Below are 12,690 nucleotides of genomic sequence, written 5' to 3' on the forward strand. Positions count from 1 at the left end.
AGAACAGAGGGATAGTAGATCACGTTGGGAGGGAATATTTTGGATAACATTATGGATAAGCTCACTAGAGAAATGAGCGCACAGGACATGATCAAAGCTAACACACAGGCTGAAGTTGAGTCAGCTATCAGTGAATCTGTTGAAGCTGTTTCAAAGAAAATGGAGGAGAACTTCAACAAGAAGTTTGATGAAAATAGCACAAAAACCCATGACGTTGGTGTTCAGACCTACCGCAATATTCAGGCAATATTGAACAAACAGGAAGAGAAGCACCAGGAAGAATATAAAGAGATCCAAAAGAAATTCGAAGAAGTTCATTTTGCAATTGAGACCAAGAATACAGCCCTTCTTCCACTTCTTATAGTTACACTCCTTGTGGCAGGAGCAGATCTTGTTATCAATATTCTTAGAATTTTTGGCATTATTTAATACGCTTTGGAAAGATTTACAACATGAATTTAAGAAACACAATTTTTAGAAACAGGATTAAAATATGGTTTTTGCATTCCACTTTGGTGGTAATTGCTTTCTGGATCTTATTTATGCCTACATTTGTAAAGTTCCAGAAGGGCGGCAACAACCTTTTTACTATAACTTTAAACGGACAGTTCGTTGGAACGGTTGCTTCCAGGAATGATGCTTATGAAGCATATCGAACAGCGAGAAAAGAGATATCCAGCAGCGACGATGAGCTTACTCTTGCCGGCGCAGATATGACAATTGACGGAAGTGACAAGATCTTTGGGGCTGTCAATTCCATAGCAGAAGTTACGAACTCCATGGTAGAGGTCCTTTCAGGCAGCAGGAAGAGTACCCTTAACAGGGCTTACTCCATTAAGATAAATGAGTTCTCTGTGAATCTGGCTTCTATCGATGATGTAATGGCGCTTCTTGAGACAGCTCTTTCTACCTATGATACCGAGGATAAATACGATGTCACACTGGCCCTTGATCCAACAAGAGAAGTGAACGTTCTGACTCCTGTTGTTCTTAGCAAGGAAGAGGTGAAAAAAGAAGAGGAAGATGCCCAGACAAGCATGCCTGAGTCTGGTTTTTCTCAGATGCTCACTGAGGCAGTTAAGGATGCTGCGCCTCTTTCTTATGACAAGGACTTTTCAGATTATGAGCTGGGACTTATGTCCATAGATTTTGCTGATAAGGTTGAGATTGTTGAAAGTTACCTGCCTGATGATGAGATCACATCCCTTTCAGATGCTATTGATGAAGTAACCAAGGACAAAGAGACCAATCAGATCTATGAAGTACAGGAAGGCGATGTTCTTGGCTCCATAGCTTTAAAATATGATCTTACTGTAGCGGATATCGTTGCCATGAACGGATTTTTGGAGAGTGAGAACACCACAATCCGAACCGGTGATGAACTTATAGTAACAGTTCCTGAACCTGAGCTTTCAGTTGTTTACACAGTTCAGGAATACTACGAAGAGGACTACGAGGCAGAAGTTCAGTATGTCTACAACGATTCCTGGTACACGACAGAGACCAAGGTACTTCAGGAGCCTTCTGCAGGACACAGAAAGGTTGTAGCCCTTGTTACATATAATGATGCCAGCGAGGTATCCAGCGAGATCCAGAAGGAAGAAGTCACATATCAGGCTGTTCCTAAGATTGTTGAAAAAGGTACGATTGTTCCTCCTACATACATTAAGCCTATATCCGGTGGTCGCCTGACATCAGGATTTGGAAAGAGAAACGCACCTACCAAGGGAGCAAGCTCTTACCATAAGGGTGTTGACTGGGCGACTCCTGTCGGAACTGCAGTCGTTGCATCTTCTTCAGGTGTAGTTACAAGAGCCGGTTGGGGAAGCGGATATGGATATTGTGTATATATCAGACACCCTGACGGAAGAGAGACAAGATATGGTCACCTCTCAAAAGTTCTTGTTTCTGTGGGCCAGTCTGTAACTCAGGGACAAAAGATTGCTCTTTCAGGTAACACGGGTGTTTCCACAGGACCGCATCTGCATTTCGAGATTTTGGTTGGCGGAACTCAGGTCAATCCTTTGAACTATTTGAATTAAGCCATTTTTGACACATATATCATATTGTGCTATTAATATAATTTGGCAAATGAGTTATTTTTTTAAAATTAGGTTATATGGGATGGGATTCCTATGGAAAAATATGTAATAAAAGGTGGAGTTCCTCTTGTAGGTGAAGTTGAAATAGGTGGCGCTAAAAACGCTGCGCTGGCTATTTTGGCTGCGGCTACAATGACGGACGAAACTGTCTATATAGACAATATGCCTGACGAGTCAGATACCAATGCGATGCTTCAGGCCATAAGCTCTACCGGAGCTTTTGTAGAGAGAACTGGCAGACATTCAGTAAAAATTAATGCTTCACAGGTCCACACATTTACTATAGAGGACTACATTAAAAAGATCCGTGCCTCTTATTATCTTCTTGGTGCTTTTCTTGGTAAGTACAAAAAAGCAGGAGTTGTACTTCCAAGCGGCTGTAACATCGGTCTTAGACCTATCGACCAGCATATCAAAGGCTTCACAGCTCTTGGGGCACAGGTAAGCATTGAACATGGCATCATTGATGCTCACGCAGACAAGCTGATCGGCAGTCACATCTACCTGGATGTTGTAAGTGTTGGCGCTACTATCAATATCATGATGGCAGCAGCAATGGCTGAAGGTAAGACTATTATCGAGAATGCAGCCAAAGAGCCACACGTAGTAGACTTTGCAAACTTCCTTAACAGCATGGGTGCCAATATCAAGGGCGCCGGAACTGATGTTATCAGGATCAAGGGTGTTGAGAAGCTTCATGGTACTGAGTACACTATCATTCCTGACCAGATAGAGGCCGGAACCTTCATGATGGCAGCGGCAGCTACAAAGGGTGATATCACAATAAAAAATGTTATTCCTAAACACTTGGAATCAATCAGTGCGAAACTTATAGAGATGGGATGTCAGATCCATGAGTCAGATGACGCAGTCAGAGTTGTAGCTACAAAGCGTCTTACCAACACTCATGTTAAGACACTTCCTTATCCTGGATTTCCAACAGACATGCAGCCACAGATCACGGTTGCTCTTGGACTTGCCAGCGGCATCAGTATCGTGACAGAGAGTATTTTCGAGAACAGATTTAAGTACGTGGATGAGCTCACCAGAATGGGAGCCTGCATTAAGGTTGAGGGTAGCACAGCTATTATCGAGGGTGTGGATAAGTACACCGGAGCTACAGTTTCTGCACCGGACCTTAGAGCAGGAGCAGCTCTTGTTATCGCAGCTCTCACAGCCGAAGGATTCTCATCCGTAGAGGATATCATGTATATCGAAAGAGGTTACGAGGACTTCGATAAAAAGCTTCGCGAGCTGGGAGCACATATCGAAAAGGTTGATTCAGACTACGATATGCAGAAATTTAAATTGAAAAATGCTTAATATAAAAGGAAAGCTGTGTGATAGCTTTCCTTTTTTCATATAATTCTTAGTGGTAATTTGTACAGTCAAATTATAATTTTGCAAAATTAAATTGTCAAACACTCTTGACATATGTCTATAACCATTATAGTATTTGATTTAGAAAAAATATAGTTCTTCGGGGTAGGGTGTAATTCCCAACCGGCGGTATAGTCCGCGACCTGCTTATCTATTGATAGGTGGCTGATTTGGTGAGATTCCAAAACCGACAGTAAAGTCTGGATGAGAGAAGAATGCACGATTTTTAGTTTGCGTACCCCAAGTATATTTACTTGGGATTTTTTATTTTTCGAAAGTTCTTTTACCAAACTTAAAGGGTCGTGTGTAGGACTCCTCCCCCGAACAAAAGGAGGAAAAAATGAAACAGGAACAAAATTTACTTCAGATCATTGCGGGGAATTCAGGCAGATTCATAGGCCTTGTGCTTCTTATAGTACTGGCTTTTGCACTGGCATATCTGGCTGAAAAGATTGCAGCAAAGAAGGATCTGAAGGAAGGAAGAAAAACGGAGGGAATCTTAACACCCAGAAAGATGGCAATCATCGGTGTTTTCTCAGCAATATCTTTTGTGCTGATGCTTATAGAGTTTCCGCTTCCAATCGCACCAAGCTTTTACAAGTTTGACTTCAGCGACATTCCGGCTCTTATAGTTGGATTCGCTGCCGGTCCATTTGCAGGAGTTATGGTGGAGTTCATCAAGGTTACACTTAACGTTCTCATTCAGGGAACAACTTCTGCTTTCGTAGGAGAGATAGCTAACTTCGTGATCGGAGCTTCTTTTGTAATGGTTGCTTCAATCGTTTACAGATTTAAGAGAACAAGGAAAACTGCTCTTATCGGATGCATTCTCGCAACACTTTGCATCGCATTTATCGGTGCAGCACTGAACGCATTCTTTATGATCCCTGCTTACGCCCTTATGTTTGGCGGTGTAGAGAACATCTTAAAAGCAGGAACAGAGATTTATCCATTCGTTGATAATCTCTTTACATTCTGCCTGTTCTGCGTAGCACCATTTAACCTTATCAAGGGCATCGTTCACAGTGCAGTGACATTCCTTATCTACAAGCAGATAAGTCCTATTTTAAAGGCAGAGCCTATGCTCGTTGCTAAAAAGAAAACAGCTGAAGCTGACGCGTGATGGTGGCTGCAGTTTAATATGAGGGTTTTAAGAGTCGCATGTAAAAGTGCGACTCTTTTTGCGCCTTGTCTAATATGCTATACTATAATTTAGAATGTGATATTTGTGAGGTTTTATATGGATATAGTTACCAGACTTGAAACAAATAGTGCAAAAGAAACCTTCGAAATAGGAAAAAGAATCGGTGAAAATGCCACACCAGGCATGGTCTATACTCTGATTGGAGATCTGGGGGTTGGTAAAACTGTGCTCACTCAGGGAGTTGCAGCGGGACTTGGAATAAAGGGACCTGTCAGCAGCCCTACTTTCACAATCCTTCAGGTTTACGACGAGGGAAGGATTCCTTTTTACCATTTTGATGTTTACAGAATTGGCGATGTGAGCGAGATGGATGAGATCGGCTATGAGGATTATTTCTATGGCGATGGAATCTGCTTCGTTGAGTGGGCCAATCTGATCGAGGAGATTCTTCCTGAGCACTACACAGAGATTGTCATAGAAAAGAACCTTGAAAAAGGCTTTGATTATCGTCTTATAACAATGACAAAGAAATGATCCGGAGATATAAATGAAGATATTAGCAATTGATACATCAGGACTTGTGGGAGCTGTAGCTGTTTCAGACGGCGATATGCTTCTTTCACAGTTCCTTATTCAGTACAAAACTACACACTCAGAGATACTTATGCCCATGCTTGATGACATCTGCAAAAAGGTTCATCTTGACCTTTCCACTATCGATGCCATAGCTGTGGCTAAGGGCCCCGGCTCTTTTACGGGACTAAGGATAGGAAGTGCAACAGCCAAGGGACTTGCCCTTGCTCTTAATAAGCCTATAATAGCCATCCCAACTGTTGATGGCATTGCCTATAATCTCTACGGTGTTGAGAAGATCATCTGTCCTATGATGGATGCCAAAAGAAATCAGGTATATACAGGTCTTTACACCTTCGTGCCAAACAGACAGGAGGGGAAGGTCCGCGAGCAGACCTTTGATATGCAGGTAATCCACGAGCAGTTTGCAACTTCTGTGGAAAACATTGCTGAAGAGATCAACAAAATTGGAAAACCTGTAGTTCTTTTGGGAGATGGAGTTCCTGTGTACAGGGATAAGCTTGAAGGGCTTTTGACTGTTCCCTATTCCATCGCTCCATTCCATCAGAGCAGGCAGAATGCGGCAGCTCTTTGTGCCCTTGCCAATGTCTATGCCGCAGAGAACAGATTTACAACAGCAGATGAGTTTGCACCTGACTATTTAAGGCTGTCCCAGGCTGAGCGCGAGGCCAAGGAAAATGGCGGCGCAGCGCCTAAAAAGGACAACACTCCAAAGGCTCCGGGAATCATCAGGGTAAGAGAGATGACTCCTGAAGATGTGGATGATGCCTATAAGCTTGAAGAAATGAACCTTGGCAGAGAAGCCTGGACTAAAAAGCAGCTTCTTGATGCCATGACCCGTGATGATACGATCTATCTTGTTGCTGAAAAGGCCGGAAGGATCGTGGGTCTTTGCGGAGTCCAGAATATATCAGGAGAGGGCGAGATAACCAATGTGTCAGTATCGCCTGACACCAGAAGAGAGGGCGTCGCCTACAAGATGATGAGGCAGCTCCTTGAAAGAGGCCGTGGACTTGGTATAGGTGACTACACTCTTGAAGTAAGAGCAGGCAATGCCCCTGCCATAGGTCTTTACGAGCGTCTTGGATTTGTGTCTGAGGGCAAAAGACCCGGATTTTATGAGGATCCCAAAGAGGATGCCGTTATTTATTGGAAAAGGAAATAATTTATGATAGATGTTTGTTTACTTGGAACCGGCGGAATGATGCCCCTTCCAAACCGTTATCTCACATCACTTCTTGTGAGATATAACGGAAAATGTATTTTGATCGATGCCGGCGAGGCCACACAGATTGCCATGAAAAAGAAAGGCGTCAGCGCCAAGCCCATCGACGTGATCTGTTTTACCCATTACCATGCAGACCATATCAGCGGACTGCCGGGACTTCTTTTGACCATGGGAAATGCAGAGCGCACGGAGCCTCTTTTGATGGTAGGACCCAAGGGGCTTGAAAAGGTGGTTAATTCACTTCGCGTGATTGCTCCGGAGCTCCCATTTAAGATCAACTTTATGGAGCTTAATGAGAATGAAAAAGAGTTTTCTCTGGAGGAATTTCCTGAGTTTACCATAAAGGCATTCAAGGTTAATCATAATATTACGTGCTATGGTTACACCATGGAGCTTAAACGCCAGGGCAAGTTTAATGTGGAAGCGGCCACGGCAGCAGGGATAGACAGGCAGTACTGGAACAGGCTTCAAAAGGGCAACACTATTGAGCTTGAGGATGGAAGAGTATTTACTCCCGATATGGTGCTTGGAGAGACCAGAAAGGGACTCAAACTTACTTATACAACGGATTCACGTCCTACGGACAGTATCGTGAAGAATGCGAAAGATTCAGATCTTTTCATATGCGAGGGAATGTATGGAGAGCCTGATAAGATCGCAAAGGCCAAAGAGTACAAGCATATGACTTTCTATGAGGCAGCTAAGATGGCATCAAGAGCGGGGGTAAAAGAGCTGTGGCTTACTCATTACAGTCCTTCACTTGTAAATCCGGCAGAATATTTACCGGAAACAAAAAAGATTTTCCAAAATGTAGTGGCAGCAAAAGACGGCAGAAGTGTCACACTTAAGTTTGAAGAGTAAAAGAGCTTAAGAAAGCGAGGGGGCTATGGAAAACACAAAATCAGCAGTGATCAAGTCGGTATTACTGGTAGTTTTTGGCGCACTTGTTGTACTGGGACTTTTTCTTCTTTTTACCAGGAATCAACGCTCGTCCAATGAAGAGAACTATACATTGACGGTGGTTGACCAGATCACAACAACTAATCTGGAAAAAGACTATCCGGCCAATCCCAGGAAGGTTGTGGAAATGTACGCCAACATAATGAAGGTGCTCTACAAGGAGACCTATACTGACGATCAGCAAAAGAAGATGCTGGATGTTTTAGCGGGGTTAATGGATGATGAGCTTTTGGCCAATCAGTCCAATTTCTATCAGTCCATGAAAAATGAGGTAAAGACAAGGCGGGATGAGGATTACTCAATCCCCACTTACCAAGTGCAGAGCAGAGAGCCTGAGGTTGTAACAGTTGAAGGCAGGAAAATGTGCAATGTTGACTGTTATCTTAATCTTAGAAAGGGTACTGCAAGCCAGGGGCTTTACTACATGTTTATTTTGAGACAGGATGATTCCGGCAAGTGGAAGATCCTTGGGTGGACACAAAAAGCGAATTAAGTTTTCAGGAGGAAATATTTTTGGTTGAGTATCATGCAGACGACTATGGCCTTTTTCCGGAGCAGAGTCGTCATATTATAGACTGCTATCACAACGGAGCTCTTAACGGCATAAGCATCATGCCAAACAGCCCCTATCTCAAGGAGTGCATGGATGCCATAGAGGATATCAGAAAAGAACTCTTTGTGACAGTACATATTAATTTTGTTGAGGGAAAGCCTCTTACAGGCGACAAGGCATCAAGACTTATTGACGCTGACGGAAATTTTAATATCGGTTTTATCAAGCTCCTTGTAATGAGCTATGTTCCGGTAATGCGACTTCTTTATTCTAAACAGGTGAAAAAAGAGGTTGAGGCCCAGATCGAAGCCTGCAGACCTTACATGAATGATGGCGTTTTCAGGATTGACGGACATGTTCATTACCACATGATTCCTGCTATTTTTGACGCTGTTATGGATGTGATAAAAGAAAAGAATCTTCAGGTTTCATATATAAGATTTCCGAAGGAAGAAATATCAATTTACAAAAAAGCTGCCTCAAAGCTTACAGGTATCTCTTTTGTAAATGTACTTAAGGTGCTCATCCTGAATTTCCTCTCCGGAAGAAATAAGAGAAAATACAGAAATGAACTGGATAGCCTGAAGGTAGAAGATAAGCTCTTTATGGGAGTTATGATGTCGGGCCACATGTTTTATGACAATGTAAAAGCCTGCCTTCCTTTTGCAGGAGAGATTCTTGCTGACAGGGGAAAGAGCAGCATGGAAATTCTTTTCCACCCGGGAGATGTATCAAACTCTACAGATATAGGTCTTCTTACCAGCAAGGACGATTACAATTTCCTCACAAGTGGGAACAGATTCAAAGAAGCGGAAGCTCTGAAGAAATTTGGTGGAAATCTTAAAAGATAAAGGTACAAAAAGATATGGAAATAAATAAAAATGTCGAGGATGACGGCGTCATCTTTATGTCAATAAAAGAAGGAAAAAACAGCGCAGTTGCCGAAAAGGAAGCTGGTGATGTGACTATACTTGCCATTGAGAGCAGCTGTGATGAAACTGCGGCAGCAGTGGTGAGAAACGGCAGAGAAGTTCTCTCAAACATCATTTCTTCCCAGATTGCGCTTCATACGATCTATGGTGGTGTTGTTCCGGAGATTGCATCCAGAAAGCATGTTGAAAAAATGAACGGTTGCATAAGAGCAGCTCTTTCAGAAGCAAATCTGACTCTGGAAGATATTGACGCTATTGCAGTTACCTACGGCCCGGGGCTTGTGGGAGCTCTTTTGGTGGGTGTTTCTGAGGCTAAAGCAATCTCTTTTGCCACAGGAAAGCCGCTTATCGGTGTGCATCACATAGAGGGACATATCAGTGCAAACTTTATTGAGAATAAAGACCTTGAGCCTCCTTTTGTATGCCTTGTGGTTTCCGGTGGTCATTCGCACCTTGTTGTTGTAAAGGACTATGGCGAGTACGAGATTATCGGACAGACCAGGGATGACGCAGCAGGAGAGGCCTTTGACAAAGTGGCAAGGGCTATTGGACTTGGATACCCCGGCGGTCCCAAGATTGACAAGGCGGCAAAAGAGGGAAATCCTGATGCCTTTACATTCCCGCAGGCTCAGATCCCTGACGCGGAATACGATTTTTCTTTTAGCGGATTAAAATCATCTGTACTAAATTACATAAACCAGGCAAAGATGCAGGGCCAGGAGCTTGACCAGGCCGATGTTGCTGCTTCATTCCAAAAGGCGGTGGTTGAGGTTCTCGTTTCTCATGCCATAAAGGCCTGCAAGGAATATGGCTACGACAAGCTCGCTATAGCCGGCGGTGTTGCGTCCAATTCAGGACTTCGAGAGCTTATGGAAAAAGAATGCGCCAGGGAAAACATAAAGTTCTACAGGCCTTCACCGGTTCTTTGTACTGATAATGCAGCAATGATCGGCGCAGCAGCCTACTATGAATACAAAAAGGGCGTGCGCTTCGGACTAGATATGAATGCAGTTCCCAATCTTCCACTTGGAGATCGCGAGCGAAGATTCCACGGAAGGCAGTAAGGAAGCATACTGCTGTACATATTTTTGTTAAAATGCGAATAAGTAAGACTTCTTGCGTGCAAAAGCGGAAAAAATCTATATACATCCATGAGGAGATGACAATGAAGACAGTTGCGGTGGTGCTGGCTGCAGGAAGCGGCAGCAGGATGAAAAGTGATGTTAAAAAGCAGTACATGGAGCTTGGCGGAAAACCGCTCATATACTACTCTCTAAAGGCTTTTGAAGAGAGCCTTATAGACGACATTGTTCTTGTGGTTTCTCGCGGAGACATTGACTATGTGAGAAATGAAATCGTGAATAAGTACGGATTTGATAAGGTTACAGCTATTGTTGAAGGCGGCCTATACCGCTATCACAGCGTGCGCCTCGGCCTCCAGGCAGCAGATCCGGATTGCGACTATGCCTTTATCCACGATGGAGCCAGACCTTTTGTGGATAATGACATTATTTTGCGCGCTCTTCATGGAGTTAAGGAGTATGGTGCCTGCGTAGTGGGCATGCCTGTAAAAGACACCATAAAGATTGCCGATGATAACGGCTTTGCCCAGACTACTCCGGACAGGTCAAAGACATGGATGATCCAGACGCCACAGGTCTTTTCCTATAAGATGATCCTTGACCTCTATCAGAGACTTGACAGGGAAGAGGGAGAGCTCATGGCGAAGGGTGTCAACATCACTGACGATGCCATGGTAGTTGAGTATTTTTCAGATAAAAAAGTTAAGCTCATCGAGGGCTCTTATAACAATATCAAGATCACTACACCTGAGGATATTCCAGCCGCAGAGGCGATTTTAAATGGGATAAAGAAGGGATGAGTGAGGCGCGGGTAAATGATGCGAAAAAAGATATTGATGGTCGGACCGGACAGAGGTGTCCATGGCGGGATATCTGCTGTAGTTAATGAATTTTATAAAGCAGGCTTGGACGATAAGGTTGAACTTAAATATATAAGCACAATGCGTGAAGGCAGTAAGGTGAAAAAGGCACTTATTGCCGGACGCGCATATTTGGATTTTTTAACAAAACTTGGCTGGTGTGATATTGTACATGTTCATTTTTCATCAGATTCAAGCTTTGTTCGTAAGTCTTTTTTTATTAAAACAGCATACAAACATGGAAAGAAGATAGTACTCCACCAACATGGTGGAGATTTTATTAATTATTACGAGAACCAGTTGAGTGATAGACAGAGAAGAAATGTAAAAGACATTCTTTCAATGGGAAACAGAATGTTGGTGCTTACTTCATTTTGGAAGGATTTCTTTTCAACTATCATCGATGGTGAAAAAATTGAAGTTTTCCCTAATGGTATAGTGACAAACGATAGCAATCGCGTTGCATATGCTATGGATGGAAATACAAATGCATTATTGGCGGACAAAGACTTTACCAAAATTCTTTTTCTTGGAAGAATATGCAGGGAAAAAGGCCTTGATGAATTATTGGAGGCTATGGATGGCATACATGTAATGATTCCGGAAGCTAAGTTATATATAGGCGGAATATATGAGGATGAGTCTTATAAAGAGGAATTTGGGAAGCGTTCTGACTATATAACTTATCTTGGATGGCTTGATGAAAAGGGAAAGGACATGTATCTGAAAAAATGTGGCATCCTAGTCCTTCCATCATATTTCGAAGGTTTTGGAATGACCATAATAGAAGCGATGTTAAGGGAAGATGCTGTTATAGGAAGTAATGTAGGCGGAATACCTGACATCATAGAAAACCGTGAAAATGGTATTTTAATACCAGCCAAGGATTCTTTTGCATTAAAAAATGCGTTACTTGAACTCATAAATGATAAAGAAAAAGCAAAAGAATATGGAAAAAAGGGTAAGGAAAAGGTAAAAAAATACTATTCTGTCGAAAAAAATATAGAAAGACTCTTAGATCTATATGATAGATGTATGTTGGAGTGAAAAAAGCAGTAAACATGCGTATTGCGGCAGATAACTGGGGTAGAGTACTTAATGGCGATGCGTGAAGTTGATTCTTGAAAAAGCGTAAAAAAAGAAAAAAATAAAAAAAGTTTCAAATTACGCTTGACATAAGGGTCGCCCTTTGTTAATATAATTCTTGCGCTGCGGCGAGAACGAAAGAACTTCCGCAGAAACAATAAATATTCGGAGCGATATCGAAGCGGTCATAACGAGGCGGTCTTGAAAACCGTTTGGCGGCAACGCCACAAGGGTTCGAATCCCTTTCGCTCCGCTTAATTATGAACACGCTGCTTTACAATAATCAAATAATTATTGTTAATCAACTATTTTGCAGAAGTACTCAAGTGGTTGAAGAGACACCCCTGGAAAGGGTGCAGGTCGTTAATAGCGGCGCGAGGGTTCAAATCCCTCCTTCTGCGTTGCCTTATGCAACTAGTAAGGCTCATAATTACAGCACCTTGACAAATAAACAGTAATGCAACCCTGAAAAATTCCAAGAGAATTTATTCAGAACAAAGATTTAGTAAATAACGGACAGAACAAAAGCCAAGCTTAGTTCTAGCCTGATTAAACTTTTAAACGTGAGAGTTCGATCCTGGCTCAGGATGAACGCTGGCGGCGTGCCTAACACATGCAAGTCGAACGGAGAATATACGCTTCAGAAGCTTCGGCAGATGATTGTATATTCTTAGTGGCGGACGGGTGAGTAACGCGTGGGCAACCTGCCTCATACTGGGGGATAACAGCTGGAAACGACTGTTAATACCGCATAAGCGCACAGTGTCGC

Annotated in this window: 12 protein-coding genes, 2 tRNA genes, 1 rRNA gene and 1 riboswitch; all 15 genes read left to right on the forward strand. The window is 42.8% G+C overall.

Annotated elements, in window-relative coordinates; genetic code table 11:
- The first annotated feature begins 39 nt into the window (after positions 1 to 39).
- Positions 40 to 429, forward strand: a complete 390-nt coding sequence (locus C4S54_RS15285; protein ID WP_022774362.1) for a hypothetical protein — start codon at positions 40 to 42, stop codon at positions 427 to 429.
- 113 nt (positions 430 to 542) lie between these two features.
- Complete coding sequence (locus tag C4S54_RS15290) at positions 543 to 2,042, forward strand: M23 family metallopeptidase (RefSeq protein WP_242973845.1); 1,500 nt, start codon at positions 543 to 545, stop codon at positions 2,040 to 2,042.
- Between the two features lie 93 nt (positions 2,043 to 2,135).
- On the forward strand, positions 2,136 to 3,425 hold the full coding sequence (locus C4S54_RS15295; RefSeq protein WP_103870261.1) for a UDP-N-acetylglucosamine 1-carboxyvinyltransferase: 1,290 nt from the start codon (positions 2,136 to 2,138) through the stop codon (positions 3,423 to 3,425).
- Positions 3,426 to 3,574: 149 nt separating this feature from the next.
- A riboswitch (FMN riboswitch) is annotated at positions 3,575 to 3,702 on the forward strand.
- A gap of 120 nt (positions 3,703 to 3,822) precedes the next feature.
- Positions 3,823 to 4,605: an ECF transporter S component gene (locus C4S54_RS15300; protein WP_103870262.1), complete on the forward strand. Its 783-nt coding sequence runs from the start codon at positions 3,823 to 3,825 to the stop codon at positions 4,603 to 4,605.
- A gap of 117 nt (positions 4,606 to 4,722) precedes the next feature.
- Positions 4,723 to 5,160: a tRNA (adenosine(37)-N6)-threonylcarbamoyltransferase complex ATPase subunit type 1 TsaE gene (gene tsaE / locus C4S54_RS15305; protein WP_022774355.1), complete on the forward strand. Its 438-nt coding sequence runs from the start codon at positions 4,723 to 4,725 to the stop codon at positions 5,158 to 5,160.
- Between the two features lie 13 nt (positions 5,161 to 5,173).
- Positions 5,174 to 6,385 (forward strand): tRNA (adenosine(37)-N6)-threonylcarbamoyltransferase complex dimerization subunit type 1 TsaB, encoded by a 1,212-nt coding sequence (tsaB, locus tag C4S54_RS15310; protein ID WP_103870263.1) that lies wholly within the window; start codon positions 5,174 to 5,176, stop codon positions 6,383 to 6,385.
- Positions 6,386 to 6,388: 3 nt separating this feature from the next.
- Positions 6,389 to 7,309, forward strand: a complete 921-nt coding sequence (locus C4S54_RS15315) for a ribonuclease Z (protein ID WP_103870264.1) — start codon at positions 6,389 to 6,391, stop codon at positions 7,307 to 7,309.
- 25 nt (positions 7,310 to 7,334) lie between these two features.
- A complete protein-coding gene (locus C4S54_RS15320; RefSeq protein ID WP_022774351.1) occupies positions 7,335 to 7,901 on the forward strand; it encodes a DUF6715 family protein in 567 nt (188 codons plus the stop codon).
- 20 nt (positions 7,902 to 7,921) lie between these two features.
- Positions 7,922 to 8,812: a ChbG/HpnK family deacetylase gene (locus tag C4S54_RS15325; protein WP_160110783.1), complete on the forward strand. Its 891-nt coding sequence runs from the start codon at positions 7,922 to 7,924 to the stop codon at positions 8,810 to 8,812.
- 56 nt (positions 8,813 to 8,868) lie between these two features.
- A complete protein-coding gene (gene tsaD / locus C4S54_RS15330; protein WP_103870269.1) occupies positions 8,869 to 9,957 on the forward strand; it encodes a tRNA (adenosine(37)-N6)-threonylcarbamoyltransferase complex transferase subunit TsaD in 1,089 nt (362 codons plus the stop codon).
- A gap of 101 nt (positions 9,958 to 10,058) precedes the next feature.
- Positions 10,059 to 10,775: a 2-C-methyl-D-erythritol 4-phosphate cytidylyltransferase gene (ispD, locus tag C4S54_RS15335; protein WP_103870266.1), complete on the forward strand. Its 717-nt coding sequence runs from the start codon at positions 10,059 to 10,061 to the stop codon at positions 10,773 to 10,775.
- Positions 10,776 to 10,790: 15 nt separating this feature from the next.
- On the forward strand, positions 10,791 to 11,882 hold the full coding sequence (locus tag C4S54_RS15340; protein ID WP_103870267.1) for a glycosyltransferase family 4 protein: 1,092 nt from the start codon (positions 10,791 to 10,793) through the stop codon (positions 11,880 to 11,882).
- Between the two features lie 206 nt (positions 11,883 to 12,088).
- Positions 12,089 to 12,174 (forward strand) — tRNA-Ser (locus tag C4S54_RS15345).
- A 59-nt stretch (positions 12,175 to 12,233) separates the two neighbouring features.
- A tRNA-Ser gene (locus C4S54_RS15350) sits at positions 12,234 to 12,322 on the forward strand.
- A gap of 158 nt (positions 12,323 to 12,480) precedes the next feature.
- Positions 12,481 to 12,690, forward strand: a 16S ribosomal RNA gene (locus tag C4S54_RS15355); the annotation flags it as partial.

It is taken from the genome of Butyrivibrio sp. Su6, assembly GCF_900108105.1.
Classification (GTDB): Bacteria; Bacillota; Clostridia; order Lachnospirales; family Lachnospiraceae; genus Butyrivibrio.